26 protein-coding genes are annotated in these 25,296 nt (G+C 68.5%); 22 read left to right on the plus strand and 4 right to left on the minus strand.

The genetic code is table 11. The features are described from left to right. Nucleotides 1–61: 61 nt before the first annotated feature. The 19 genes from ACIBJB_RS43140 (at nucleotide 62) to ACIBJB_RS43230 (ending at nucleotide 18,505) form a co-directional block, all read left to right on the plus strand. Nucleotides 62–1,897, plus strand: coding sequence for a trypsin-like serine protease (locus ACIBJB_RS43140; protein WP_398939586.1), 1,836 nt, complete (start codon nucleotides 62–64; stop codon nucleotides 1,895–1,897). A gap of 207 nt (nucleotides 1,898–2,104) precedes the next feature. Continuing rightward, on the plus strand, nucleotides 2,105–3,190 hold the full coding sequence (locus ACIBJB_RS43145) for an LCP family protein (protein WP_398939588.1): 1,086 nt from the start codon (nucleotides 2,105–2,107) through the stop codon (nucleotides 3,188–3,190). A gap of 150 nt (nucleotides 3,191–3,340) precedes the next feature. Then, nucleotides 3,341–3,559: a 50S ribosomal protein L31 gene (rpmE, locus tag ACIBJB_RS43150; protein ID WP_398939590.1), complete on the plus strand. Its 219-nt coding sequence runs from the start codon at nucleotides 3,341–3,343 to the stop codon at nucleotides 3,557–3,559. 103 nt (nucleotides 3,560–3,662) lie between these two features. Then, nucleotides 3,663–4,739 carry a peptide chain release factor 1 gene (gene prfA, locus ACIBJB_RS43155; RefSeq protein ID WP_031040658.1) on the plus strand — a complete coding sequence of 359 codons (1,077 nt, stop codon included), beginning with the start codon at nucleotides 3,663–3,665 and terminating at the stop codon, nucleotides 4,737–4,739. Nucleotides 4,740–4,830: 91 nt separating this feature from the next. Further along, nucleotides 4,831–5,670, plus strand: a complete 840-nt coding sequence (prmC, locus tag ACIBJB_RS43160) for a peptide chain release factor N(5)-glutamine methyltransferase (RefSeq protein ID WP_306976307.1) — start codon at nucleotides 4,831–4,833, stop codon at nucleotides 5,668–5,670. 52 nt (nucleotides 5,671–5,722) lie between these two features. After that, nucleotides 5,723–6,370 carry an L-threonylcarbamoyladenylate synthase gene (locus tag ACIBJB_RS43165; RefSeq protein WP_057612085.1) on the plus strand — a complete coding sequence of 216 codons (648 nt, stop codon included), beginning with the start codon at nucleotides 5,723–5,725 and terminating at the stop codon, nucleotides 6,368–6,370. Then, nucleotides 6,367–7,038, plus strand: coding sequence for a protein-tyrosine-phosphatase (locus ACIBJB_RS43170; protein WP_398939593.1), 672 nt, complete (start codon nucleotides 6,367–6,369; stop codon nucleotides 7,036–7,038). Before ACIBJB_RS43165 ends, ACIBJB_RS43170 begins: the two co-directional genes overlap by 4 nt. 112 nt (nucleotides 7,039–7,150) lie before the next feature. After that, nucleotides 7,151–8,392 carry a serine hydroxymethyltransferase gene (gene glyA / locus ACIBJB_RS43175; RefSeq protein ID WP_398939595.1) on the plus strand — a complete coding sequence of 414 codons (1,242 nt, stop codon included), beginning with the start codon at nucleotides 7,151–7,153 and terminating at the stop codon, nucleotides 8,390–8,392. 129 nt (nucleotides 8,393–8,521) lie between these two features. After that, nucleotides 8,522–9,844: an MraY family glycosyltransferase gene (locus ACIBJB_RS43180; RefSeq protein ID WP_398939597.1), complete on the plus strand. Its 1,323-nt coding sequence runs from the start codon at nucleotides 8,522–8,524 to the stop codon at nucleotides 9,842–9,844. Nucleotides 9,845–10,154: 310 nt separating this feature from the next. Next, nucleotides 10,155–10,586, plus strand: coding sequence for a hypothetical protein (locus ACIBJB_RS43185; protein WP_057612081.1), 432 nt, complete (start codon nucleotides 10,155–10,157; stop codon nucleotides 10,584–10,586). Nucleotides 10,587–10,811: 225 nt separating this feature from the next. Further along, complete coding sequence (gene atpB / locus ACIBJB_RS43190) at nucleotides 10,812–11,633, plus strand: F0F1 ATP synthase subunit A (protein ID WP_398939598.1); 822 nt, start codon at nucleotides 10,812–10,814, stop codon at nucleotides 11,631–11,633. Between the two features lie 74 nt (nucleotides 11,634–11,707). After that, nucleotides 11,708–11,944: an ATP synthase subunit C gene (locus tag ACIBJB_RS43195; protein ID WP_043683105.1), complete on the plus strand. Its 237-nt coding sequence runs from the start codon at nucleotides 11,708–11,710 to the stop codon at nucleotides 11,942–11,944. A 41-nt stretch (nucleotides 11,945–11,985) separates the two neighbouring features. Next, the gene (locus ACIBJB_RS43200; protein WP_398939601.1) at nucleotides 11,986–12,528 is read left to right on the plus strand and encodes a F0F1 ATP synthase subunit B; all 543 of its coding nucleotides are present in this window, start codon (nucleotides 11,986–11,988) and stop codon (nucleotides 12,526–12,528) included. Beyond that, complete coding sequence (locus ACIBJB_RS43205) at nucleotides 12,525–13,340, plus strand: F0F1 ATP synthase subunit delta (protein WP_398939603.1); 816 nt, start codon at nucleotides 12,525–12,527, stop codon at nucleotides 13,338–13,340. Before ACIBJB_RS43200 ends, ACIBJB_RS43205 begins: the two co-directional genes overlap by 4 nt. A gap of 124 nt (nucleotides 13,341–13,464) precedes the next feature. Next, entirely contained in the window at nucleotides 13,465–15,057 is a 1,593-nt protein-coding gene (gene atpA, locus ACIBJB_RS43210; RefSeq protein ID WP_398939605.1) for a F0F1 ATP synthase subunit alpha, read from the plus strand. A 20-nt stretch (nucleotides 15,058–15,077) separates the two neighbouring features. Then, nucleotides 15,078–15,995 (plus strand): F0F1 ATP synthase subunit gamma, encoded by a 918-nt coding sequence (locus ACIBJB_RS43215; protein ID WP_392778471.1) that lies wholly within the window; start codon nucleotides 15,078–15,080, stop codon nucleotides 15,993–15,995. After that, nucleotides 15,995–17,431 carry a F0F1 ATP synthase subunit beta gene (gene atpD / locus ACIBJB_RS43220; protein WP_398939607.1) on the plus strand — a complete coding sequence of 479 codons (1,437 nt, stop codon included), beginning with the start codon at nucleotides 15,995–15,997 and terminating at the stop codon, nucleotides 17,429–17,431. The genes ACIBJB_RS43215 and atpD overlap by 1 nt, the downstream gene beginning before the upstream one ends. A gap of 110 nt (nucleotides 17,432–17,541) precedes the next feature. After that, entirely contained in the window at nucleotides 17,542–17,916 is a 375-nt protein-coding gene (locus tag ACIBJB_RS43225) for a F0F1 ATP synthase subunit epsilon (RefSeq protein ID WP_037721615.1), read from the plus strand. Nucleotides 17,917–18,058: 142 nt separating this feature from the next. Beyond that, a complete protein-coding gene (locus ACIBJB_RS43230) occupies nucleotides 18,059–18,505 on the plus strand; it encodes a DUF2550 domain-containing protein (RefSeq protein WP_057612075.1) in 447 nt (148 codons plus the stop codon). A gap of 5 nt (nucleotides 18,506–18,510) precedes the next feature. Here ACIBJB_RS43230 and ACIBJB_RS43235 read toward each other — a convergent pair whose 3' ends face one another. From ACIBJB_RS43235 to ACIBJB_RS43245, 3 genes are all read right to left on the minus strand, one after another. Next, nucleotides 18,511–20,334 (minus strand): glycosyl hydrolase family 18 protein, encoded by a 1,824-nt coding sequence (locus tag ACIBJB_RS43235; protein WP_398939610.1) that lies wholly within the window; start codon nucleotides 20,332–20,334, stop codon nucleotides 18,511–18,513. 118 nt (nucleotides 20,335–20,452) lie between these two features. Further along, nucleotides 20,453–21,094, minus strand: a complete 642-nt coding sequence (locus ACIBJB_RS43240; RefSeq protein WP_398939611.1) for a response regulator — start codon at nucleotides 21,092–21,094, stop codon at nucleotides 20,453–20,455. Further along, on the minus strand, nucleotides 21,091–22,254 hold the full coding sequence (locus tag ACIBJB_RS43245; RefSeq protein ID WP_398939614.1) for a sensor histidine kinase: 1,164 nt from the start codon (nucleotides 22,252–22,254) through the stop codon (nucleotides 21,091–21,093). The genes ACIBJB_RS43240 and ACIBJB_RS43245 overlap by 4 nt, the downstream gene beginning before the upstream one ends. A 150-nt stretch (nucleotides 22,255–22,404) precedes the next feature. On the opposite strand from ACIBJB_RS43245, the gene ACIBJB_RS43250 reads away from it, so the two are divergent. Then, entirely contained in the window at nucleotides 22,405–22,935 is a 531-nt protein-coding gene (locus ACIBJB_RS43250) for a hypothetical protein (protein ID WP_398939616.1), read from the plus strand. Here ACIBJB_RS43250 and ACIBJB_RS43255 read toward each other — a convergent pair. Beyond that, nucleotides 22,932–23,504, minus strand: coding sequence for a cob(I)yrinic acid a,c-diamide adenosyltransferase (locus tag ACIBJB_RS43255; RefSeq protein ID WP_398939618.1), 573 nt, complete (start codon nucleotides 23,502–23,504; stop codon nucleotides 22,932–22,934). The genes ACIBJB_RS43250 and ACIBJB_RS43255 overlap by 4 nt on opposite strands. A 318-nt stretch (nucleotides 23,505–23,822) precedes the next feature. Here ACIBJB_RS43255 and ACIBJB_RS43260 point away from each other — a divergent pair, with 318 nt between their 5' ends. Then, nucleotides 23,823–24,671, plus strand: coding sequence for a 3-hydroxyacyl-CoA dehydrogenase family protein (locus tag ACIBJB_RS43260; RefSeq protein WP_398939620.1), 849 nt, complete (start codon nucleotides 23,823–23,825; stop codon nucleotides 24,669–24,671). Nucleotides 24,672–24,822: 151 nt separating this feature from the next. Next, entirely contained in the window at nucleotides 24,823–25,146 is a 324-nt protein-coding gene (locus ACIBJB_RS43265; protein WP_031040714.1) for an STAS domain-containing protein, read from the plus strand. Nucleotides 25,147–25,296 lie beyond the last annotated feature (150 nt).

Genomic DNA, 25,296 nt, shown 5'->3' on the forward strand with positions numbered 1-25,296 from the left:
ACTCGCATTCGACATTCGTCCGAACTTCTGATCCCGAGGGGGGACTTCAGTGGGTACGTCCATGCCTGGAGCCGGTCGGCACAGACGCCGGATACGTTTCGCCCTGCCCGTCGCCGCGGCCGGCATCGCCGCCGCCGTGACCGCCGCGGTGCTGACGACGTCCGCCGACGCGGCCACCGCGCTGCCGACACCGACCGCGAAGCCCGCCGTCAGCCAGCCGTCGCTCGCCACGCTGAAGAAGCGCATCGTGGGCGCCGAGGCCGGCGACGACATCGCCGGCCAGACGACCAAGAAGTCGTCCCGCAGCGCGAGCACCACCGCCACGACCGCCGGCCCGAAGATCATCGGCGGCACGACGACCACCATCAGCACCGCGCCGTACATGGCGCAGCTCTGGTACTACGACGACAAGGGCACCACCGACGAGAGCGACGACCTCGGCTTCTTCTGCGGCGGTTCGGTCGTCTCGCCGACGAAGATCCTGACCGCTTCGCACTGCGTCAAGGGCTACAACTGGGCCAAGTACGGCGTCGTCGTCACCAGCGCCACCGTGCTGCCGACCACCGACGCCGACAACAACACCGACCTGCACGGCGGCCAGGCCACCGCCGTCCTGCGCCAGTGGAACCACCCGTCGTACAACGCGACCACGATCAACAACGACGTGGCGGTCCTCACCCTGGCGGCCCCCGTCAAGGCGACCCCGATCCGCCTGACGACGAACACCGACACGACCTCGTACACGGGCACGGCCGCCAAGACCGCCAAGGTCTACGGCTGGGGCCGTACCAGCTCCACCACGCAGGACATCTCCGAGACGCTGAAGACGGCCTCGCTGCCGATCCAGTCGGACGCCACCTGCGCGGGCGCCTACGGCAGCCTGTACATCAAGGGCCACAACGTCTGCGCGGGCGAGCCCGCCACCGGCAGCGACACCGGTACGACGGCCATCTGCAACGGCGACTCCGGCGGCCCGCTGGTCGTCGCCGGCCGGATCGTCGGTGTCGTCTCCTGGAGCGCCGACGACGGCGTGCCCGGCCACGACTGTGTCGTCGAGGGCTCCTACGGCGTCTTCGCCAAGGTCAGCGCGTACGTCGGCGCGGCCTACGCGCAGATCGATGACGGCAACCTCAGCTACACCGACGGCAAGGCCGACATCTACGCCCGCAAGTCCTCCACCAAGGTGGGCTACGAGCTGGACTCCAAGGGCACCTCGCTGGCCACCCGCCAGTCCCTGGGCGACTGGAGCGGCGTCAACCTGGTCCGGTCCGCCGACCTGAACCGGGACGGCTTCCAGGACTGGGTCTACCGGACCACCGCCGGCGCGGTCTACTGGGATCACTTCGTGCTCAACAGCGCGCGTGACGACGGCAGTTGGGTCAGCACGAAGATCTTCACCAACTGGAAGACCCGCACCCGGATCATCGCCCCCGGCGATGTCACCGGCGACTACCTGCCCGACCTGATCTCGGTCGACAGCTCCGGTGTCCTGTGGATCTACCCGGGCAAGGGCAACGGCACCTTCTCCTCGCCGTCGAGGGTCGGCGGCGGCTGGAGCCAGTACAACGCGCTGGTCGGCCACGGCGACTTCAACGGTGACGGCAAGGCCGACCTGATCGCCCGCAACAAGAGCACCGGCGCCGTCTACCTGTACAAGGGCGCGGGCAAGTCCGGCACGGGCGCCTTCGCGGCCCGAGTCAAGGTGCGCAGCTGGCCCAGCTACAACGCGTTCGACTCGGTCGGCGACTTCACCGGCGACGGCAAGGCGGACCTTCTGATCCGCAACGCCAGCGGCTCGCTCTACGTCTACCCGGGCACCGGGAAGGCCACCAGCGAGATCTTCGGCACACCGAAGTCACTGGGCACCGGTTTCCAGCAGTACGACCTCTTCGGGTGAAACAGCAGGTGAGCGCGGTCTGACCCGCTCACGCGACTACGCAGAGTGCTCATCGCCGTACGCGATGGGCACTCTGCGTTGTGCAACCCTTTCTCGAGTTTCCCCGTCTGACCAGGCGGGGCGAACATGGTGCGGTACGGGTCCTTTGGTGACCACGTCTGACCCTTGAAACAGGGGGTAACCGACCGGACGAGATTCGAGGAGCGCATGTCAGCCGAGGGCAGTGGCAAGGGACGTCGTCGCAAACCCCGCAGCAAGGGACGGAAAGGCCTGCTGATCACGGCCTGGGTCGCCGCGGGGATCGTCGTGCTGGGCGGTACCGGGGCGGGCTACCTGTACTTCAAGCTCAACGGCAACATCAAGAGCGTCGACATCGACCAGGTCCTCGGCAGTGACAGGCCCACGAAGGCCGACAACGGCTCCGAGAACATCCTCGTCCTGGGCTCGGACACCCGCTCCGGCTCCAACAAGAAGCTCGGCGGCGGCACCGACGACGGCAGCGCCCGCTCCGACACCGCGATGATCATCCACGTGTACGAGGGCCACAAGAAGGCCACCGTGGTCTCCATACCGCGCGACACCCTGATCGACCGCCCCGAGTGCACCGACACCGACGGCAAGGAGCACGACGCCGCGTCGGACGTCATGTTCAACTCCGCGTACACGACCGGTGGCGCGGCCTGTGCCGTCAGGACCGTCGAGTCCATGACCGACATCCGCATGGACCACTACCTGGAGGTCGACTTCAGCGGCTTCGAGAAGCTGGTCGACGAACTCGGCGGGGTCACGGTCACCACGACCAAGGACATCAAGGACACCGACAGCCACCTGGACCTCAAGGCCGGCCCGCACGAACTCACCGGCGCCCAGGCCCTCGGTCTCGTCCGCACCCGGCACGGCGTCGGCGACGGTTCCGACCTGGGCCGTATCCAGCTCCAGCAGGCCTTCATCAAGGCGCTGGTCAAGCAGGTCAAGAGCGTCGGCGTGCTGACCAGCCCCAAGAAGCTGTACGACCTCGCGAACACCGCCACCAAGGCCGTCACCACCGACTCCGACCTCGGCTCGGTCAACTCCCTGGTCTCCTTCGCGAGCGGCCTCAAGCAGATCAGCCCGTCGGACATGACCATGGTCACGATGCCGGTCCGCTACGACCCCGCGAACCCGAACCGCGTGATCGTGCAGAAGGCCAAGGCCCAGCAGATCTGGACGGCCCTGGAGAACGACCGGACGATCCCGAAGTCGGCCACCGAAGGCACCGCGACGGGCCAGGCCAAGGGCGTCGTCACGTCGTAGGGCACCCTCTGCCGAGGGCTGGGAATAGATCGCGGTGCCCCCTCGTTTTGGGGGATGCGGCCAGTGCTGGCAGACTGGTACGTCGGTCCCGGTTCACGCCCCCGCAATCCGCGGTGGCGACCCGGCACCCTCCCGAAACTAGGAGACACCTTGAAGCAGGACATCCACCCCGAGTACGTCGAGACGCAGGTCAGCTGCACCTGTGGCGCGTCGTTCACCACCCGTAGCACGATCCAGAGCGGCACCATCCGCGCCGAGGTCTGCTCCGAGTGCCACCCGTTCTACACGGGCAAGCAGAAGATCCTCGACACCGGTGGCCGTGTGGCCCGCTTCGAGGCCCGCTTCGGCAAGGCTGCTGCCAAGAAGTAGCGAGCCACCAGCGCCGGTCCACGCCGCACTCCTCGGAGTGCGCCGGGACCGGCGTTTTTGGTCGCCCGCCTTCCCCCTTCATCCGCAGTACAGGAGCCCTGAGATGTTCGAGGCCGTCGAGGAACTCGTCGGTGAGCACGCCGACCTGGAGACGAAGCTCGCCGACCCGTCGGTCCACTCCGACCAGGCCAACGCGCGCAAGCTGAACAAGCGCTACGCCGAGCTCACCCCGATCGTCGCCACGTACCGCTCCTGGAAGCAGACCGGCGACGACATCGAGACCGCGCGCGAACTGGGCGCCGACGACCCGGAGTTCGCCGCCGAGGTCAAGGAGCTGGAGAAGGCACGCGACGAGCTGACGGAGAAGCTGCGGCTTCTCCTCGTCCCGCGCGACCCCAGCGACGACAAGGACGTCATCCTCGAGATCAAGGCGGGCGCGGGCGGCGACGAGTCCGCGCTGTTCGCCGGCGATCTGCTGCGCATGTATCTCCGGTACGCCGAGCGCGTCGGCTGGAAGACCGAGATCATCGACGCCACTGAGTCCGAGCTGGGCGGCTACAAGGACGTCCAGGTCGCCGTGAAGACCAAGGGCGGAAACGGCGCCACAGAGCCCGGCCAGGGCGTGTGGGCCCGTATGAAGTACGAGGGCGGCGTGCACCGCGTGCAGCGCGTCCCGGCGACCGAGTCCCAGGGCCGTATCCACACCTCCGCGGCCGGTGTGCTGGTCACCCCCGAGGCGGAGGAGGTCGACGTCGAGATCAACCCCAACGACCTCCGCATCGACGTCTACCGCTCCTCCGGGCCCGGCGGGCAGTCCGTCAACACGACCGACTCCGCCGTGCGCATCACGCACATTCCCACCGGAGTCGTCGCCTCCTGCCAGAACGAGAAGAGCCAGCTGCAGAACAAGGAGCAGGCCTTGCGTATCCTGCGCTCCAGGCTGCTCGCGGCGGCGCAGGAGGAGGCGGAGCGCAATGCCGCCGACGCCCGGCGCAGCCAGGTCCGCACCGTCGACCGCTCCGAGAAGATCCGCACGTACAACTTCCCGGAGAACCGCATCTCGGACCACCGTGTCGGCTTCAAGTCGTACAACCTGGACCAGGTCCTGGACGGCGACCTCGACGCGGTGATCCAGGCCTGCGTCGACGCGGACTCGGCGGCGAAGCTGGCGGCCGCGTAAAGAGGTACCTACGCACGACCCAGTACCGAGTACGACACGGAGGACTTGCGTGCAGCCATCATTTGGGGGACGACCCCCAAACCCCCGCGGCTTGCTGCTCGCAGAGGTGGCCCAGGCCACCCAGCGGCTGGCCGACGCCGGCGTGCCCTCGCCGCGCAACGACGCGGAGGAGCTCGCCGCGTTCGTGCACGGCGTGAAGCGGGGCGAGCTGCACTCCGTGAAGGACGCGGACTTCGACGCCCGCTACTGGGAGGTCATCGCGCGCCGTGAGCAGCGTGAGCCGCTCCAGCACATCACCGGTCTCGCCTACTTCCGGTACCTCGAACTCCAGGTGGGACCCGGTGTGTTCGTGCCGCGGCCCGAGACGGAGTCCGTGGTCGGCTGGGCCATAGACGCCGTACGCGCGATGGACGTCGTCGAGCCGTGCATCGTCGACCTGTGCACCGGCTCCGGCGCCATCGCGCTCGCCCTCGCCCAGGAGGTCCCGCGCTCCCGCGTGCACGCCGTGGAGCTGTCCGAGGAAGCCCTGCGGTGGACCCGTAAGAACGTCGAGGGGTCGCGGGTCGACCTGCGGCAGGGCAACGCCCTGGACGCCTTCCCCGACCTCGACGGCCATGTCGACCTGGTCATCTCCAACCCGCCCTACATCCCGCTCACCGAGTGGGAGTACGTCGCTCCCGAGGCGCGGGACTACGATCCCGAACTCGCCCTGTTCTCCGGCGAGGACGGCCTCGACCTCATCCGCGGTCTGGAACGGACCGCACACCGGCTCCTGCGCCCGGGCGGCGTCGTCGTCATCGAGCACGCCGACACCCAGGGCGGCCAGGTGCCGTGGATCTTCACCGAGGAGCGGGGCTGGGCCGACGCGGCCGACCACCCCGACCTCAACAACCGCCCCAGGTTCGCGACGGCCCGCAGGGCGATGCCGTGAGCCGCACTCCCCAGACTTCAGAGCAGTACGTGTACGAGGAGGCCCGCTAGATATGGCACGGCGATACGACACCAACGACGCGACCGACCGCACGACCGGTCTGCGCGAAGCCGCGTCCGCCGTCCGCCGTGGCGAGCTCGTGGTCCTCCCGACCGACACGGTGTACGGCATCGGCGCCGACGCGTTCTCCTCCGAGGCCGTCTCCGACCTCCTGGAGGCCAAGGGCCGGGGCCGCAACATGCCCACCCCCGTGCTGATCGGCTCCCCGAACACCCTCCACGGTCTCGTCACCGACTTCTCCGAGCTGGCCTGGGAGCTCGTCGACGCCTTCTGGCCGGGCGCGCTCACCCTCGTCGCCAAGCACCAGCCGTCCCTGCAGTGGGACCTGGGTGACACGAGGGGCACGGTGGCCGTCCGGATGCCGCTGCACCCGGTCGCCATCGAGCTGCTGACCGAGGTCGGCCCCATGGCGGTCTCCTCCGCCAACCTGACTGGTCACCCGGCACCGGAGAACTGCGACGCCGCCCAGGAGATGCTCGGCGACTCGGTCTCCGTCTACCTCGACGGCGGCCCGACCCCCGGAAACGTCCCCTCCTCGATCGTCGACGTCACCCGCGAGGTGCCCCTGCTGCTGCGCGCGGGCGCGATCTCCGCGGACGAGCTCAGGAAGGTCGTACCCGACCTCGAGGTGGCGAATTGACGGCCCCTGACGCGGGGCGTGGCATATGGGACGGGGAAGAGACGCGGACCTTCACAGGGCTCCCGCATGACAGCTTCCGCATCCTCCACGTCAGCACCGGCAACGTGTGCCGCTCGCCGATCACCGAGCGGCTGACCCGGCATGCCCTGGCGGACCGGCTCGGCGACCCACTGTGGGGCGGGGTCGTCGTGGAGAGCGCGGGGACCTGGGGCCACGAGGGCGCGCCCATGGAGGCCAACGCGGAGACCGTCCTTGCCGAGTTCGGCGCGGACGCCTCCGGCTTCACGGGCCGGGAACTGCTGGACGAACACGTCATCATGGCGGACCTGGTCCTGACCGCCACCCGCGACCACCGTCAACAGGTGATCTCGATGGGCCACTCGGCGGGTCTGCGCACCTTCACGCTGAAGGAGTTCACCCGTCTGGTGAAGGCGATAGACACGGCGACCCTGCCGCCCCTGGAGGAGGGCCTGGTGATCCGCGCACGCGCCCTGGTCCGCGCCGCGGCGGCTCTACGCGGGTGGCTCCTGGCCCCGACCGCCGAGGCCGACGAGGTCTTCGACCCGTACGGAGCACCGCTGCCCTTCTTCCGCTCGATCGGGGACGAGATACACGAGGCGCTGGATCCGGTGGTGACGGCGCTGACGGGGGTTCCTGCGCGCGCGTGACGCGGGGCGGGGGTGCGTTGGGGGTGTACCCGCAAGGACGCAACGACCGGGCACCCCACGGGCCCCGGGCCTACATTGGACGTACGTCATCGTCGACGCCCCGGAGTCCACCATGTCGGTCACCCATGCGCCCCAGACCGCCGACGTCCTCGCGCGGCAGGACCCCGAGCTGGCCGAGATCCTGCTCGGTGAGCTCTACCGGCAGTCGTCGACGCTCCAGCTCATCGCCGCCGAGAACTTCTGCTCACCGGCCGTACTCGCCGCGCTGGGCTCCGCGCTGGCCAACAAGTACGCCGAGGGTTATCCCGGCGCCCGGCACCACGGCGGCTGCGAGATCGTCGACGTCGCCGAGCGGCTCGCCGTGGAGCGGGCGAAGTCCCTGTTCGGCGCCGAGCACGCCAACGTGCAGTCCCACTCCGGCTCTTCGGCGGTCCTGGCCGCCTACGCCGTGCTCCTGCGCCCCGGCGACACCGTCCTCGCCCTCGGCCTGCCCTACGGCGGCCACCTCACCCACGGCTCGCCCGCCAACTTCTCCGGCCGCTGGTTCGACTTCGTCCCCTACGGCGTCGACGCCGAGACCGGGCTCATCGACCACGACCAGGTCCGCACCCTGGCCCGCACCCACCGGCCCAAGGCGATCGTGTGCGGTTCCATCGCCTACCCCCGGCACATCGACTACGCCTTCTTCCGCGAGGTCGCCGACGAGGTGGGCGCGTATCTGATCGCCGACGCCGCCCACCCCATCGGACTCGTCGCCGGGGGAGCGGCGCCCAGTCCGGTGCCGTACGCCGACCTCGTCTGCGCCACCACGCACAAGGTGCTGCGCGGCCCCCGCGGCGGCATGATCCTCTGCGGCGCCGAACTGGCCGAGCGGGTCGACCGGGCCGTCTTCCCGTTCACGCAGAGCGGCGCGCAGATGCACACCATCGCCGCCAAGGCGGTCGCGTTCGGCGAGGCGGCGACACCGGCGTTCGCCGCGTACGCCCATCAGGTGGTGGCCAATGCGAGGGTTCTCGCGGCCGCCCTGGCCGACGAGGGCCTCGTCGTCACCACCGGCGGGACCGACACCCACCTGGTGACGGCCGATCCGGCGCCCCTCGGCGTCGACGGCCGCACGGCCAGGGGACGGCTCGCGGCCGCGGGCATGGTGCTCGACTGCTGTGCGCTGCCTCACGCGGACACCCGCGGACTGCGCCTGGGGACAGCCGCCGTCACCACCCAGGGCATGGCCGAGAAGGAGATGGAGCAGATCGCCGCCCTGCTCGCAGGGGTGGTGCGCGGCGAGGTCGAGAGTGTCAGGGCACGTGAAGAAGTGCGGGATCTGGTCGGTGGATTTCCGCCGTATCCGGCCTGAGCGGGGGTATCCGCACCTGCGGGCACAGCCGCCCGTGCAACCATCGGCTCTACCCGGAAGTCCCCAACCATATGCATGCGTCGCTAGGGTGTGGGGCTGAGATGGCCAGCGAGACCTGTGGGGAAGCCTGTGCGTGAATACCTGCTGACGCTCTGCATCACGGCCGCGGTGACGTATCTGCTGACAGGGCCGGTACGGAAGTTCGCGATCGTGGCCGGAGCGATGCCGGAGATCAGGGCCCGTGACGTGCACCGGGAACCGACTCCGAGGCTCGGCGGTATCGCCATGTTCTTCGGACTGTGCGCGGGCCTGCTGGTCGCCGACCACCTGACCAACCTCAGCGAGGTCTTCGAGAAGTCGAACGAACCGCGCGCCCTGCTCTCCGGAGCGGCCCTGATCTGGCTGATCGGTGTCCTGGACGACAAGTTCGAGATCGACGCCCTGATCAAGCTCGGCGGCCAGATGATCGCCGCGGGCGTGATGGTCATGCAGGGTCTGACGATCCTGTGGCTGCCGATCCCCAGCGTCGGTTCGGTCGCGCTGACCCAGTGGCAGGGCACCCTGCTGACGGTCGCGCTGGTCGTCATCACCATCAACGCGGTGAACTTCGTGGACGGCCTCGACGGTCTCGCGGCCGGCATGGTCTGCATCGCGGCGGCGGCGTTCTTCCTGTACGCCTACCGGATCTGGTACTCGTACGGCATCGAGGCGGCCGCCCCGGCGACGCTGTTCTCGGCGATCCTGATGGGCATGTGCCTGGGCTTCCTGCCGCACAACATGCACCCCGCGCGGATCTTCATGGGCGACTCCGGCTCGATGCTCATCGGCCTGGTGCTGGCAGCGGGCGCGATCTCCATCACCGGGCAGATCGACCCGGACGCGCTGAAGCTGTTCGCCGGGTCCGAGAAGGCGGCCGTGCACCAGACGGTCCCCGTCTACATCCCGCTGCTGCTGCCGCTCAGCATCATCGCGGTGCCGGCCGCCGACCTGATCTCGGCCATCGTGCGCCGTACCTGGCGCGGCCAGTCGCCGTTCGCCGCCGACCGCGGGCACCTGCACCACCGGCTCCTGGAGATCGGGCACTCGCACAGCCGGGCGGTGTGGATCATGTACTTCTGGTCGGCGCTGATCGCGTTCGGCTCGCTCGCCTACTCGGTGAACTCCGCGTCCATGTGGATCGTGCTCGGCGTCGTGTTCCTCAGCGCGATCGGGCTCGTCCTGCTCCTGCTGCCGCGCTTCACCCCGCGCGTCCCGATGTGGGCGCAGGCCCTCGTGCCGCCGCGCTACCGCCGCGGGCGTCCCGTGGTCGCGGAGTCCGTGGAGTCCATGGAGTCCACGGAGGTGGAACAGCGCACCCCGGTCGCCGTCGGGGTGGCGGGCGTCAACGGCGCGACCGCGCTGAGGACTCGTCCGCACGCCCCGGAGAGGCGTAAGGCCGAGACCTCGCGCTGACGCCCAAGGTAAGAATCTGACTAAAGCATTGCCAACGCGTGGGAGTTCGGCGGGGCGACAAACTGCCCTTATACCAGACAAGTCGCCCGCGTTTCCGCACAGACGGGCAGCTTCACTCTCATGTGTGACGGCGAGCACACCATCTAGGTAAAGACCGCATCAAATAGTTTGTGATACGGTTCACGAGAACCCAGGGCGGAGCCGAAGGACCGTAGTGCGACGGTCCCTTGGCGTGAGGGTCACCCTCAGCCCGGGACTACGCTCGTCCATGACGACACCCTGCCCCCCTTTTGAAAGCGGAGTTGCCGCCATGCCGTCCAACGACGTCCGGATCCTGGCTCAGGCCGCCGTGCCCACGGCTGCCGTCGGCGCTGTCGCCGCCGTCGTCAGTGGTGTGGTCGCCGGTGGCAAGGGTGCGATCGGGGCGGGGGTGGCGACGCTGATCGTGATCCTCTTCATGGGTATCGGCCTCTACGTCCTGCAGCGCACCGCCAAATCGCTTCCGCACCTGTTCCAGGCGATGGGCCTGATGCTCTACACGGCTCAGATCCTGCTGCTGTTCGTCTTCGTCGCGGTGTTCAAGAACACCACGCTGTTCCACCCCAAGGCTTTCGCTCTCACGCTCGTCGTCGGCACCCTCACCTGGATCGCCGCACAGACACGCGCCCACATGAAGTCCAAGATCCTCTACGTCGAACCCGATTCGGGCACCAAGCCCGAAAAAACGGGGCACTCGTCGTGAGAGGTAGGGCCGGGATAAATGCGACTGAGAGACCCTGCTATCGTCCGGTGCCAACTGCGGCATCGCGGGCGCGGGCATCCGAGCTGACGCCTGCTCGAACGCGAGGCTCGATGCCCCCCGGCCGCCCCCACATCCGTAACACCAGTCCAGTGCCGAACCGCGGCTGCGCGCCGCGCCGACACAACGAGGTTGCCGTACCTATGCGCCACGCTGAAGGAGCCCGCGGTGAGTGCTGACCCGACGCAGGTGCTCGCCTTCGAGACCGATTGCCACATCTTCGACGGTTGTGGCTTCCCGGCACCCGGCCTGCACTCGTTCCTGTTCGAGCCCCTCCTGGGGGACGGCGACAGCAACGTGTACTTCAACAAGCCGATGCTGCTGGCGCTGATCGGCTCGGTCATTGTTGTCGGCTTCTTCTGGGCCGCCTTCCGCAAGCCGAAGGTCGTCCCCGGCAAGCTGCAGTTGGTCGCCGAGTCCGGTTACGACTTCATCCGCCGCGGTGTCGTCTACGAGACCATCGGAAAGAAGGAGGGCGAGAAGTACGTACCGCTGGTCGTCTCGCTGTTCTTCTTCATCTGGATGATGAACCTCTGGTCGATCGTTCCGGTCGCCCAGTTCCCGGTGACGTCGATCATCGCGTACCCGATCGTCCTTGCGGCGATCGTCTACATCACCTGGGTCTCTCTGACGTTCAAGCGGCACGGATTCGTCGGCGCGTTCAAGAACTTCACCGGCTACGACAAGTCGCTCGGCCCGGTTCTTCCGCTGGCGATGTTCATCGAGTTCCTCTCGAACCTGCTCGTCCGGCCGTTCACGCACGCGGTGCGACTCTTCGCGAACATGTTCGCGGGCCACACACTGCTGCTGCTCTTCACGATCGCCAGCTGGTACCTGCTCAACGGCATCGGGATCGCCTACGCGGGTGTCTCGTTCATCATGGTGATCGTCATGACAGCCTTCGAGCTGTTCATCCAGGCTCTGCAGGCGTACGTCTTCGTGCTGCTGACCTGCACCTTCATCCAGGGCGCGCTCGCCGAGCACCACTGAGCACCGCCTCCCGAACCCCCCTTGGTGTCCGGCGGCCAACCCCCGCCGGTCCGTACAGATAAGGAAGAATCAGCATGGCTGCCACTGAGACCCTCGCCGCCGTCTCCGGCTCCCTCGGCTCGATCGGCTACGGCCTCGCCGCCATCGGTCCCGGCGTCGGCGTCGGCATCATCTTCGGTAACGGCACCCAGGCTCTTGCCCGTCAGCCCGAAGCTGCCGGCCTGATCCGTGCCAACCAGATCCTCGGCTTCGCCTTCTGTGAGGCCCTTGCCCTCATCGGCCTGGTCATGCCGTTCGTCTACGGCACCTGATCTGTCGATCAGCAACTGCCCACTAGACGAAAGGCACTGACATGAGCCAGCTGCTCATTCTGGCGGCCGAGAAGGAGAACCCTCTCGTCCCGCCGATCCCCGAGCTTGTCATCGGCCTGATCGCCTTCGTCATCGTCTTCGGCTTCCTCGCCAAGAAGCTTCTCCCGAACATCAACAAGGTTCTGGAAGAGCGTCGCGAGGCCATCGAGGGCGGTATCGAGAAGGCCGAGGCCGCGCAGACCGAGGCCCAGAGCGTCCTTGAGCAGTACAAGGCACAGCTCGCCGAGGCCCGCCACGAGGCCGCGCGCCTGCGCCAGGAGGCTCAGGAGCAGGGCGCCACGCTCATCGCCGAGATGCGCGCGGAAGGCCAGCGGCAGCGCGAGGAGATCGTCGCCGCCGGTCACGCGCAGATCGAGGCCGACCGCAAGGCCGCCTCGTCCGCGCTGCGCCAGGACGTCGGCAAGCTCGCCACCGACCTGGCCGGCAAGCTCGTCGGCGAGTCCCTCGAGGACCACGCCCGGCAGAGCCGCGTGATCGACCGCTTCCTCGACGACCTCGAGGAGAAGGCCGAGGCGGCGCGATGAACGGAGCGAGCCGCGATGCCCTGGCAGCCGCACGCGAGCGTCTCGACGCGCTGACGGACAACACGTCCGTGGACGCCGGCTCGCTCGCTGACGAGCTGGCCGCCGTCACCGCGCTGCTCGACCGCGAGGTGTCACTGCGTCGGGTCCTGACCGACCCGGCGCAGCCCGGCGAGGCCAAGGCCGAACTGGCCCAGCGCCTGATCGGCACGCAGGTCGGCGGCCCCGCCACCGACCTGGTGTCCGGCATGGTGCGCTCCCGCTGGTCGCGCTCGCGTGACCTGGTGGACGCGCTGGAGGAGCTGGCCGACACCGCCGACCTCACCGCCGCGCAGCAGCGGGGCAAGCTCGACAACGTCGAGGACGAGCTGTTCCGGTTCGGCCGGATCGTCGCCTCGAACACCGAGCTGCGCGCCGCGCTGACCGACCGCGCCGCAACGGCCCCGGCCAAGCGTGAGCTGCTCGGCAGCCTGCTCGGCGGCCGCGCCGATGCGACGACCGAACGTCTGGTGACGCGCCTTGTGGCCGCGCCCCGGGGACGTAGCCTGGAGGCGGGCCTCGAGTCCCTGTCCAAGCTCGCCGCCGACCGCCGGGACCGCATGGTGGCCGTCGTCACCTCGGCGGTTCCGCTGAGCGACCGGCAGAAGCAGCGTCTGGGCGGTGCCCTGGCGAAGCTCTACGGCCGCCAGATGCACCTCAACCTCGACGTGGACCCCGAGGTCCTCGGCGGGATCCGGGTGCAGGTCGGCGACGAGGTCATCAACGGCTCGATCGCGGACCGCATCGAGGACGCCGGCCGCCGCCTGGCGGGCTGACAGCAACTTCATAGCAGTACGTACGGACGACGGCCCTGGTTGGGCCGTACAGAAGAATCCTGGGGGCCGACCCCAGACCCCCAAAGTGAAACTTCGGGCCCAACAAGGAGAGCAGGGAACCCAGATGGCGGAGCTCACGATCCGGCCGGAGGAGATCCGGGACGCGCTGGAGAACTTCGTCCAGTCGTACAAGCCGGACGCGGCCTCGCGCGAGGAGGTCGGTACGGTCACCCTTGCCGGCGACGGCATCGCGAAGGTCGAGGGTCTGCCCTCGGCCATGGCCAACGAACTGCTGAAGTTCGAGGACGGCACCCTCGGCCTCGCGCTCAACCTGGAAGAGCGCGAGATCGGCTGCGTCGTCCTCGGTGAGTTCAGCGGCATCGAGGAGGGTCAGCCGGTCTCCCGTACCGGTGAGGTCCTCTCCGTGGCCGTCGGCGAGGGCTACCTCGGCCGCGTCGTCGACCCGCTCGGCACCCCGATCGACGGCCTCGGCGAGATCGAGACCAGCGGTCGTCGCGCGCTTGAGCTGCAGGCTCCGGGCGTCATGGCTCGTAAGTCGGTGCACGAGCCGATGGAGACCGGCTACAAGGCCGTCGACGCGATGACCCCGATCGGCCGTGGCCAGCGTCAGCTGATCATCGGTGACCGTCAGACCGGCAAGACCGCCCTGGCCGTCGACACGATCATCAACCAGCGTGACAACTGGCGCTCCGGTGACCCGAAGAAGCAGGTCCGCTGCGTCTACGTCGCCATCGGCCAGAAGGGCTCGACCATCGCCTCCGTGCGTGGCGCCCTCGAAGAGGCCGGCGCGCTGGAGTACACGACCATCGTCGCCGCCCCGGCGTCCGACCCGGCCGGCTTCAAGTACCTGGCGCCGTACACCGGTTCGGCCATCGGCCAGCAGTGGATGTACGAGGGCAAGCACGTCCTCATCATCTTCGACGACCTCTCGAAGCAGGCCGACGCCTACCGCGCCGTGTCCCTGCTGCTGCGCCGCCCGCCGGGCCGTGAGGCCTACCCGGGTGACGTCTTCTACCTGCACTCCCGTCTGCTGGAGCGCTGCGCGAAGCTCTCTGACGACCTGGGTGCCGGCTCGATGACCGGTCTGCCGATCGTCGAGACCAAGGCCAACGACGTCTCGGCGTTCATCCCGACCAACGTCATCTCCATCACCGACGGCCAGTGCTTCCTGGAGTCGGACCTGTTCAACGCCGGTCAGCGCCCCGCGCTGAACGTCGGTATCTCCGTCTCCCGAGTCGGCGGTTCCGCGCAGCACAAGGCGATGAAGCAGGTTTCCGGCCGTCTGCGCCTGGACCTCGCCCAGTACCGTGAGCTGGAGGCGTTCGCCGCCTTCGGTTCCGACCTGGACGCCGCGTCGAAGGCGCAGCTGGAGCGCGGTCAGCGCCTGGTCGAGCTGCTCAAGCAGGCTCAGTACCAGCCGATGGCCACCGAGGACCAGGTCGTCTCCATCTGGGCGGCCACCACCGGCAAGCTGGACGAGGTCCCGGTCACCGACATCCGCCGCTTCGAGAAGGAGCTGCTGGAGTACCTGCACCGCAAGGAGCAGGGCCTCATGACCTCCATCAAGGAGGGCGGCAAGATGTCGGACGACACGCTCACCGCCATCGCCGACGGCATCGCGGACTTCAAGAAGCAGTTCGAGACCTCGGACGGCAAGCTTCTCGGCGAAGACGCGCCGGCCGCCACGGCCAAGTGACGACGGAAGGGACCTGACTCATGGGAGCCCAGCTCCGGGTCTACAAGCGTCGCATCCGATCCGTCACCGCGACCAAGAAGATCACCAAGGCGATGGAGATGATCGCCGCCTCGCGCGTCGTCAAGGCGCAGCGCAAGGTGGCGGCCTCCACGCCGTACGCGCAGGAACTGACGCGTGCGGTCACGGCGGTTGGTACCGGCTCGAACACGAAGCACCCGCTGACCACGCAGGCCGAGACGGTCGTGCGGTCCGCGGTGCTGCTCCTGACGAGCGACCGTGGTCTTGCCGGTGCCTTCAACTCCAACGCCATCAAGACGGCCGAGAAGCTCACCGAGCGGCTGGAGCGTGAGGGCAAGGAGGTCGAGATCTACATCGTCGGCCGCCGTGGTGTCGCGCACTACAACTTCCGTGAGCGCAAGATCACGGAGTCGTGGGGCGGCTTCACCGACCAGCCCACGTACGCGGACGCCAAGAAGGTCGCGGCACCGCTGATCGAGGCCATCGAGAAGGACACGGCCGAGGGCGGCGTGGACGAGCTCCACATCGTCTTCACCGAGTTCGTCTCGATGATGACGCAGACGGCGCTCGACGACCGCCTGCTCCCGCTCAGCCTCGAAGACGTGGCGAAGGAGGCCGCCCCCCAGGGCGAGATCCTCCCGTTGTACGACTTCGAGCCCTCGGCGGAGGACGTCCTCGACGCCCTTCTGCCGCGCTACGTCGAGAGCCGTATCTACAACGCGCTGCTCCAGTCGGCCGCCTCCAAGCACGCCGCCACGCGGCGCGCGATGAAGTCGGCCACCGACAACGCGGGAGACCTGATCACCAGCCTCTCCCGACTTGCCAACGCGGCCCGCCAGGCCGAAATCACCCAGGAAATCAGCGAGATCGTCGGTGGCTCCGCAGCCCTGGCCGACGCGTCCGCGGGGAGTGACAGGTAATGACGACGACAGTTGAGACGGCCGTTGCCACGGGCCGCGTCGCCCGGGTCATCGGCCCGGTCGTCGACGTGGAATTCCCCGTCGACGCCATGCCGGAGATCTACAACGCCCTTCACGTCGAGATCTCCGACCCGGCCGAGGCCGGTGCGAAGAAGACGCTGACCCTGGAGGTCGCCCAGCACCTGGGTGACGGCCTGGTCCGCACCATCTCGATGCAGCCCACCGACGGTCTGGTCCGCCAGGCCACCGTCACCGACACCGGCACGGGCATCACCGTCCCGGTCGGCGACTTCACCAAGGGCAAGGTGTTCAACACCCTCGGTGAGGTGCTGAACACCGACGAGAAGTACGAGGGCGAGCGCTGGTCCATCCACCGCAAGGCCCCGAACTTCGACGAGCTCGAGTCGAAGACCGAGATGTTCGAGACCGGCGTCAAGGTCATCGACCTTCTCACCCCGTACGTCAAGGGTGGAAAGATCGGCCTGTTCGGCGGTGCCGGCGTCGGCAAGACGGTGCTCATCCAGGAGATGATCTACCGCGTCGCCAACAACCACGACGGTGTCTCCGTGTTCGCCGGTGTCGGTGAGCGCACCCGTGAGGGCAACGACCTCATCGAGGAGATGGCGGAGTCGGGCGTCATCGACAAGACCGCGCTGGTCTTCGGTCAGATGGACGAGCCCCCGGGCACCCGTCTGCGCGTGGCCCTCGCCGGTCTGACCATGGCGGAGTACTTCCGCGATGTGCAGAAGCAGGACGTGCTGTTCTTCATCGACAACATCTTCCGCTTCACGCAGGCCGGTTCCGAGGTCTCGACCCTGCTCGGCCGGATGCCCTCCGCGGTGGGCTACCAGCCGAACCTGGCCGACGAGATGGGTCTCCTCCAGGAGCGCATCACCTCGACCCGTGGTCACTCGATCACCTCGATGCAGGCGATCTACGTCCCCGCGGACGACCTGACCGACCCGGCCCCGGCCACCACGTTCGCCCACCTCGACGCGACGACGGTTCTCTCCCGTCCGATCTCCGAGAAGGGCATCTACCCGGCCGTGGACCCGCTGGACTCCACGTCCCGGATCCTGGACCCGCGCTACATCTCGGCGGACCACTACAACACGGCCATGCGTGTCAAGGGGGTCCTGCAGAAGTACAAGGACCTCCAGGACATCATCGCCATCCTCGGCATCGACGAGCTCGGCGAGGAGGACAAGCTGGTCGTCCAGCGTGCCCGCCGCGTGGAGCGCTTCCTGTCCCAGAACACACACGTCGCCAAGCAGTTCACCGGCGTGGACGGCTCGGACGTGCCGCTGGACGAGTCGATCACCGCGTTCAACGCGATCATCGACGGCGACTACGACCACTTCCCGGAGCAGGCGTTCTTCCTGTGCGGTGGCATCGAGGACCTCAAGGCCAACGCCAAGGAGCTCGGCGTCTCCTGACCCCCGTGTTCGTCTGAGGGGGCGGGGCACGTCCCGCCCCCTCTCCCATGCCTACTAGACTTGTAACCAACACCCGGCACACCCGCCGGGTGGTGACCCGAGGAGCCACCTTGGCTGCTGAGCTGCACGTCGCGCTGGTCGCGGCCGACCGAGAGGTCTGGTCCGGCGAGGCCACCCTGGTCGTCGCGCGCACCACGTCCGGCGACATCGGCGTCATGCCCGGTCACCAGCCGCTGCTCGGTGTGCTGGAGTCGGGCCCGGTGACCATCCGTACGAGTGACGGCGGGACGGTCGTCGCCGCAGTGCACGGCGGTTTCATCTCGTTCGCGGACAACAAGCTGTCGCTGCTGGCCGAGATCGCCGAGCTGTCGGACGAGATCGACGTCCAGCGCGCGGAGCGGGAGCTGGAGCGCGCGAAGGCGGAGGGCGACGCCGCCGCCGAGCGTCGCGCGGACGTACGACTGCGCGCGGCGACGTCGCGCTGAACCAGCGCGGAGCCGTATGACGTTCCTCAGCCGCGGCTGGCACCGGAGTGATCCGGAGCCGGTCGCGGCTGAGGCAGATCTGGATGTTTTTTCCGTTCCGTTACCTATTGAAGGTACCTAGGAGACGAGGAGGTCGGTGTCGATGGTCCTCGCTCTGACTGTGTGCGGAATCGTCGTGGCCCTGGTGGTGCTGGGGCTGTTCGTCTTCGGTCTGCGGCGCAGACTCATCCAGCGCTCCGGCGGCACCTTCGACTGTTCCCTGCGCTGGGACGTGCCGGAGAAGACCGACACCAGCGGCAAGGGCTGGAGCTACGGCGTCGCCCGCTACAACGGCGACCGTGTCGAGTGGTACCGCGTCTTCTCCTACGCCTATCGCCCGCGCCGGGTGCTGGAGCGCGCCGCGATCGAGGTCGCCGGCCGCCGCCTGCCCGAGGGCGAGGAGGAGCTGGCGCTGCTCTCCGACCACATCGTCCTGACCTGTCTGCACCGGGGCACGCGTCTCGAACTGGCGATGAGTGAAGACGCGCTGACCGGGTTTCTCGCGTGGCTGGAGGCAGCCCCGCCCGGTCAGCGCGTCAATGTGGCCTGACAGGCTTATTGCAGCCCGCTGTTGATGGCGCTCACCAGCTCTCCGTTACCGGTGTCGCCGCTGAACTCCCAGAAGAACGCGCCGCCCAGACCCTGGTTCTTGGCCCAGGTCATCTTGCCGGCGATCGTGGCGGGAGTGTCGTAGGACCACCAGTTGTTGCCGCAGTAGGCGTATGCCGTGCCCGCGACGGTGCCGGTGGTGGGGCAGGACGTCTTGAGGACCTTGTAGTCCTCGATGCCCGCCTCGTAGGTGCCGGGTGCCGCGCCGGTCGCCGAGCCGCCGGGGGCGGCCTGGGTGACGCCGGTCCAGCCGCGGCCGTAGAAGCCGATGCCGAGCAGCAGCTTGTTCGAGGCCACGCCCTTCGACTTCAGCTTGGCGATCGCGTCGGCCGAGTTGAAGCCCGCCTGCGGGATGCCGGCGTACGACGTCAGTGGCGAGTGCGGGGCGGTCGGGCCCTGCGCGTTGAAGGCACCGAAGTAGTCGTAGGTCATCACGTTGTACCAGTCGACGTACTGGGAGGCGCCGCCGTAGTCGGCCGCGTCGATCTTGCCGCCGGAGGAGCCGTCGGCCGTGATGGCCGCGGTGACCAGGTAGCTGGGGCCGAACTCCGAACGCAGCGCCCCCATCAGGTTCTTGAAGGCGGCGGCCCCGCTGGTGTCGCAGGTCAGACCGCAGGCGTTCGGGTACTCCCAGTCGATGTCGATGCCGTCGAAGACATCCGCCCAGCGCGGGTCCTCGATGACCGACTTGCAGGAGGCGGCGAAGGCGGCGGGGTTTGCCGCGGCCTGCGCGAAGCCGCCGGAGTAGGTCCAGCCGCCGAAGGAGTACAGCACCTTGATGTGCGGGTACTTGGCCTTGAGCTCACGCAGTTGGTTGAAGTTGCCGCGCAGCGGCTGGTCCCAGGTGTCGGCGACGCCGCTGACGGACTGGTCGGCGGTGTACGCCTTGTCGTAGGCCGCGTAGGTGTCGTCGACGACGCACTTGCCGTCCTTGACGTTGCCGAAGGCGTAGTTGATGTGCGTGATCTTCGAGGCGGAGCCCGAGGTCACGAGGTTCTTGACGTGGTAGTTGCGGCCGTAGACGCCCCACTCGGTGAAGTACCCGAGCTTGACCTTGGAGCCGGTGGGCGGTGGGTCGGTGGTGCCGCCGGTGGTGTGCACCGCGACCGCGCCGCTGGCCGGTCCGGTCTGGTCGGCGGTGTCACGGGCCTGCACGGTGTACGAGTAGTCGGTGCCGGCGGTCAGACCGGTGTCCGTGTACGAGGTCGTCGTCACGGTCGCCACCTTGGCACCGTCGCGCAGCACGTCGTAGTTCTTGATGCCCTTGTCGTCGGTGGCGGCGCTCCAGGCCAGCTTCACCGAGGTGTTGGTGATGCCGGAGGCGGTGGGGGTGCCGGGGGCGGACGGTGCCGCGTCCCCCGGAGTGGAGCCGCCGTCACAACTGCCGCCGTTCAGCTTGCAGTTGGCCGGGGAGCCCGCGCCGGTGCCGTTGAAGCCGAAGGAGACGGAGGCGCCCGGGGCGAGGGTGCCGTTCCAGGACTTGTTCTTGGCGGTCCAGTGGGTGCCGGAGGAGGTGACGTCGGCGTCCCAGGCGGAGGTGACGGAGGTGCCGGAGGGGAAGTCCCACTCGACGGTCCAGGAACTGAGGCTGGCGGTACCGGTGTTCTTCACCGTCCACTTGCCTTCGAAGCCGGTGCCCCAGTCCTGGGTCTTGGCATAGGTCGCCGTGGCGGAGGTCGCGGCCTGGGCGGGGCTCGCGAGGCCGACCAGGCCGGCGATGGGGAGCAACAGTGTCGCGAGTCCTGCCGCGGCTCTGTGTCTGAAGCGCATCGTGCGCCTCCTAGGGGAGTTGGGGGCGTGACTGAGCCTTCACACCCACGGTGCCGCGAGAATAGAAAGGTCTGGACCACAGGTCAATAGGTCTGGACCACTCTGGTTCACGGCGCAACTAGACGCCCAACTCCTGTGCCAGTACGGCCGCTTGTACCCGGCTGCGCAGCTCCAGCTTCCCCAGCAGACGGCTGACGTGCGTCTTCACCGTGGCCTCCGCCATGTCGAGACGGCCGGCGATGTCGGCGTTGGACAGGCCCTCCCCGAGACAGGAGAGCACCTCGCGTTCCCGGCGGGTGAGGGTGTCCAGGACGGCCGGGTCGGTGTTCGTCCCGCGGACCGGCCTGGCGGCGAACTCGGCGATCAGACGCCGGGTGACGGCAGGGGCGACGATTCCCTCCCCCCGCGCCACCGTGCGCACGGCGGTGATGAGGTCCTTGGCCTCCGTGTTCTTCAGCAGGAAACCGGCGGCCCCGGCCCGCAGGGCCCCGAACACGTACTCGTCGAGATCGAAGGTGGTCAGCACCAGGACGTCCGCGAGCCCTTCCGCGACGACCTGCCGGGTCGCCGCCACCCCGTCCAGGCGCGGCATCTGAACGTCCATCAGCACCAGGTCCGGCCGCAGCTCACGGGCCAGCGCCACCGCCTGCTCACCGTCCGCCGCCTCGCCGACGACCTCGATGCCGGGGGCGCTGCGCAGAATGAGGACCAGCCCGGCGCGGACGGCGGACTGGTCCTCGGCGACGAGGACGCGGATCATTCGGGGACTCCTTCACGCAGGGGCAGGGTGGCGCGTACGGTCCAGTGCGGCCCGTCGGGACCGGCGTCGAACGTGCCGCCGAGCAGCGCGGCCCGCTCCCGCATCCCGACCAGCCCGGCGCCGGAGCCGGGGGCGCGGGGTCCGTCCCGGTCGCCGTACGGACTGCTCACCGCGACGGTCAGCGCACCGTCCCGCTGTGCGAGGCTCACCGTGACCCGGCCCGGACACGCGTGTTTGAGGGCGTTGGTCAGCGACTCCTGGACGATGCGGTAGGCGGCGAGTTCGACGGGAGCGGGCACGGCGCCGTGGTGGCAGGCGTCCAGGGTGACGTCCAGACCGTTGGCGCGGGCGCCGTCGACGAGGGCGGTGAGGCCGTCGAGGGTCGGGACGGCGGCGGGCTCGTGGTCGCCGTCGCGCAGGATGCCGATCAGCCGGCGCATCTCGGCGAGCCCGTCGACGCTGTTCTCCCGGATCACCGAGAGCGCCTCCCGCGAGGTCGCGGGGTCGTCGATGGACAGCGCGGCCGTGGAGTGGATGGCGATCGCCGACAGGTGGTTGGCGACCATGTCGTGCAACTCCCTTGCCATCCGCGCACGTTCGGCCGTGACGGCCTGCGTGCGGTCCATCTCGGCGAGCAGCGCGGTCTGTTCGGCGCGCAGCCGGGCGGCCTCGGCGGCGTCACGGTGGTTGCGCACGATCCACCCGGTCGCGGCCGGCGCGTACGCCACGACCCCCACGACCACACCGATCAGCAGCGCCTCCGGCACCCGCCACACCGCGAACGGCACCAGCGTCCCGGCCACGGTCAGCAGGCCGGTGATCCACTGGATGCGGCGGGCCGAGGCGAGCGGACCGTAGAGCACGGCCGCGTAGACGACATCGGTGAACATCAGGAGGGTGGCGAGACTGCCCTGGGTCATGACGTCGGCGCAGATCGCGAGGGTGCCGGTCAGCAGGGCCGTGCGGGGCGCCGTCCGGCGCAGCAGCTCGCAGCCGGCCAGCACGGTGAGCGGCACGAGGACCGGCCAGGGGCCGTCGAAGAGGGTGATCGGGTCGTCGGCGGGCCGGGTGCTCAGGCCGATACCCACCAGCAGCAGGCCGCCGAGCAGCCCGCCGGCCGCGATGTACACGTCGAAGCGGTGCGGGCGGGGGAGGGCCATGACTCCATCCAACACGGTGTCCGCGCGCCGCGCCTGATGCCCGGGAACGGTCCTGGACTGCATCTTTCGATGTACGGCGGTTTCGTCACCGGCGACGACGAAAGGGGCAGCGCGCGCCGAGAGCCTGGAGGGGAGACGAAGGGAGCGGTCGTGATCGTCGGACTGATCGTCGCGTGCGAGGTGGCCTTCTGGGTGCTGCTGGCAGCCGGGCTGACCTTCCGTTACGGGCTGCGGATGCCGCGCGTCGGGCTGGCCCTGCTGCTGTGCGAGCCGTTGCTGGAACTCGTGCTGTTCACCGTCACCGCGGTCGATCTGAAGAACGGTGCCGAGCCCGACTGGAAGCACGGCCTGGCCGCCGTCTACATCGGTTTCACCGTGGGCCTCGGTCACTCCACGATCAAGTGGGCGGACACCAGGGTCGCCCACCGGTTCGCGGGCGGCCCGCCGCCGGTGAAGCCGCCGAGGTACGGCATGGCCCGCGCCGTCCACGAGTGGAAGGTCGCGGGCCGCTGGATCCTCGCCGCGGTGGTCGCCGTGGTTCTGCTCCAGGCCGCGGTCTGGTACGTCGGCGACGGGCAGAGCGACTCGCTGCGCGCCTGGCAGCAACGCATGCTGTGGCTGATCGGCATCAACGTGGTCATCGCCGGCAGCTACACACTGTTCCCCAAGCGAAGGCCCTAACGCTCCCCACCCGGCACCCAGAGCACGTCCCCGACATCCTTGTTGGCCGTACGGGCCAGAATGAAGAGCAGGTCCGACAGGCGGTTCAGGTAGGTCGCCGTGAGGGGGTTCATCACCTCGCCGTGGACCTCCAGCGCCGCCCACGTCGAGCGCTCGGCGCGCCGTACGACCGTGCAGGCCTGGTGGAGCAGGGCCGCCCCCGGGGTGCCGCCCGGGAGGATGAAGGAGCGGAGCTTCTCCAGCCGCTCGTTGAAGCGGTCGCAGTCCGCCTCCAGCTTGTCGACGTAGAACTGCTCGACCCGCAGGGGTGGGAACTCGGGGTTCTCGACGACGGGCGTCGACAGATCGGCTCCGACATCGAACAGGTCGTTCTGCACACGGGTGAGGACCTTGACGACCTCCTCCTCGAGAGCGCCCAGGGCGATCGCCGTGCCGATCACCGCGTTCGCCTCGTTGGTGTCCGCGTACGCGGAGATCCGCAGATCGGTCTTGGCGACCCTGCTCATGTCGCCGAGGGCGGTGGTGCCCTGGTCGCCGGTCCTGGTGTAGATGCGCGTCAGATTGACCATGAGGCCAGCGTAAGTACGCTCCGGCCGTCGAGGCGAGCCGGAAGAAGGCCTGATCGCCGGTCAGATCGACCCCCGGGCGCAATCCGGACGAAGTATCACGAGAGGTGCTGGTACTTCTCGACGAGTAGGAGGAGCTGTTGAGCGATAAGGTGCTCAACTACGCCGTACGAGACCACTCGTGACAGCTACCGGTGTGATGTCCGTCAGATGAGACGTGACGCGCATTACTAACCGGTCACACAGCTCCTCACGAGCGCTAGGGTCCGCCGAAGAGGCAACGTAAACAGGGTGTAAGGCGTTTAAAGGGGAGTCGCAACAGTGGCACGGAAGCTTGCCGTCATCGGCGCCGGCTTGATGGGTTCCGGTATCGCCCAGGTCTCCGCCCAGGCGGGCTGGGACGTGGTCCTCAGGGACGTCACCGACGAGGCGCTGACCCGCGGCACCGACGGCATCAAGGCTTCGTACGACAAGTTCGTGAGCAAGGGCAGGCTGGAGGCGCACGACGCCGACGCCGCGCTCGCCCGGATCACCGCGACCACCGACCTGGACGCGGCCGCCGACGCCGACATCGTCGTCGAGGCCGTCTTCGAGAAGCTCGAGGTCAAGCACGAGATCTTCCGCACGCTCGACAAGATCGTCCGCGCGGACGCCGTGCTCGCCTCCAACACCTCCGCGATCCCGATCACCAAGATCGCGGCGGCCACCGAGCGCCCGGAGCGCGTCGTCGGCGTGCACTTCTTCTCGCCGGTGCCGATGATGCAGCTCGTCGAGCTGGTCCGCGGCTACAAGACGAGCGACGAAACCCTCGCCACCGCACGGGAGTTCGCCGAGTCGGTCGGCAAGACGTGCATCGTCGTGAACAGGGACGTGGCGGGGTTCGTGACCACCCGTCTCATCTCCGCCCTCGTCGTCGAGGCGACCAAGCTCTACGAGTCGGGCGTCGCGACCGCCGAGGACATCGACCTCGCCTGCAAGCTGGGCTTCGGCCACGCCATGGGACCGCTCGCCACGGCGGACCTGACCGGCGTCGACATCCTGCTGCACGCCACCAGCAACATCTACACCGAGTCCCAGGACGAGAAGTTCGCCCCGCCGGAGCTGATGCGCCGGATGGTGGACGCCGGTGACATCGGACGCAAGAGCGGGCAGGGCTTCTACAAGCACTGAAACCGCACAAGCCCCTCAGGTTTCACACCCGAGGGTGAATTCGGTATCGGTTCGCTTACAGACGGCAACCTCAGACCGCCCAACGCAGTCAGAGGTGTCATCACTGGACATCAGATTCGTGGAGTACTACACGCACTCACGGGGAGCGCATATGTACATCAGGGGCGACCACGCCGAGCTGGTCGTCGGGGGCCGCCTCGACGTCCGCAGCGCGGCGGACGCCCGTACGGTCCTGCACTCGGCCGTCGACGACGGAGTCGGCGACCTGGTGCTCGACCTGTCCGAGCTGGATTCCTGGGACGCCACCGGGCTCGGGGTGATCATGGGAGCACACCGCCGAGCCGGCCGCTGCGGTCGCCGGCTGGTGCTGCGCGACGTACCGCCGCAGATGCAGCGCCTCCTGGTCGCCACCCGGCTGCACCGGATCCTGGCGATCGAGGGCGGCATCGGGGTGGAGTCACTGCCCCGCGTGTGACCCCGGCCAACCAGGCGAAACGTATCCCGCGCGCAATCCTCACGAGACTGTGACGTCTCGGGCGGCGCGGGACCCCGGGCTGTCGTAGATACTGTGCGAAGGTTTAGGGTTCGGTCGCCTGCTGTCTGTATCCCTTCCAGCGGGCCCGGA

Source organism: Streptomyces sp. NPDC050759 (assembly GCF_044456945.1).
Lineage (GTDB): Bacteria > Actinomycetota > Actinomycetes > Streptomycetales > Streptomycetaceae > Streptomyces.

What these genes read in the sequence shown, in the direction of transcription:
- ACIBJB_RS43140 (WP_398939586.1), top strand. Translation starts at nt 62, where the DNA reads ATGCCTGGAGCCGGTCGGCACAGACGCCGGATACGTTTCGCCCTGCCC.
- ACIBJB_RS43145 (WP_398939588.1), top strand. Translation starts at nt 2,105, where the DNA reads ATGTCAGCCGAGGGCAGTGGCAAGGGACGTCGTCGCAAACCCCGCAGC.
- prfA (WP_031040658.1), top strand. Translation starts at nt 3,663, where the DNA reads ATGTTCGAGGCCGTCGAGGAACTCGTCGGTGAGCACGCCGACCTGGAG.
- ACIBJB_RS43165 (WP_057612085.1), top strand. Translation starts at nt 5,723, where the DNA reads ATGGCACGGCGATACGACACCAACGACGCGACCGACCGCACGACCGGT.
- glyA (WP_398939595.1), top strand. Translation starts at nt 7,151, where the DNA reads ATGTCGGTCACCCATGCGCCCCAGACCGCCGACGTCCTCGCGCGGCAG.
- ACIBJB_RS43185 (WP_057612081.1), top strand. Translation starts at nt 10,155, where the DNA reads ATGCCGTCCAACGACGTCCGGATCCTGGCTCAGGCCGCCGTGCCCACG.
- ACIBJB_RS43195 (WP_043683105.1), top strand. Translation starts at nt 11,708, where the DNA reads ATGGCTGCCACTGAGACCCTCGCCGCCGTCTCCGGCTCCCTCGGCTCG.
- ACIBJB_RS43200 (WP_398939601.1), top strand. Translation starts at nt 11,986, where the DNA reads ATGAGCCAGCTGCTCATTCTGGCGGCCGAGAAGGAGAACCCTCTCGTC.
- ACIBJB_RS43205 (WP_398939603.1), top strand. Translation starts at nt 12,525, where the DNA reads ATGAACGGAGCGAGCCGCGATGCCCTGGCAGCCGCACGCGAGCGTCTC.
- atpA (WP_398939605.1), top strand. Translation starts at nt 13,465, where the DNA reads ATGGCGGAGCTCACGATCCGGCCGGAGGAGATCCGGGACGCGCTGGAG.
- ACIBJB_RS43215 (WP_392778471.1), top strand. Translation starts at nt 15,078, where the DNA reads ATGGGAGCCCAGCTCCGGGTCTACAAGCGTCGCATCCGATCCGTCACC.
- atpD (WP_398939607.1), top strand. Translation starts at nt 15,995, where the DNA reads ATGACGACGACAGTTGAGACGGCCGTTGCCACGGGCCGCGTCGCCCGG.
- ACIBJB_RS43230 (WP_057612075.1), top strand. Translation starts at nt 18,059, where the DNA reads ATGGTCCTCGCTCTGACTGTGTGCGGAATCGTCGTGGCCCTGGTGGTG.
- ACIBJB_RS43235 (WP_398939610.1), bottom strand. Translation starts at nt 20,334, where the DNA reads ATGCGCTTCAGACACAGAGCCGCGGCAGGACTCGCGACACTGTTGCTC.
- ACIBJB_RS43240 (WP_398939611.1), bottom strand. Translation starts at nt 21,094, where the DNA reads ATGATCCGCGTCCTCGTCGCCGAGGACCAGTCCGCCGTCCGCGCCGGG.
- ACIBJB_RS43245 (WP_398939614.1), bottom strand. Translation starts at nt 22,254, where the DNA reads ATGGCCCTCCCCCGCCCGCACCGCTTCGACGTGTACATCGCGGCCGGC.
- ACIBJB_RS43255 (WP_398939618.1), bottom strand. Translation starts at nt 23,504, where the DNA reads ATGGTCAATCTGACGCGCATCTACACCAGGACCGGCGACCAGGGCACC.
- ACIBJB_RS43265 (WP_031040714.1), top strand. Translation starts at nt 24,823, where the DNA reads ATGTACATCAGGGGCGACCACGCCGAGCTGGTCGTCGGGGGCCGCCTC.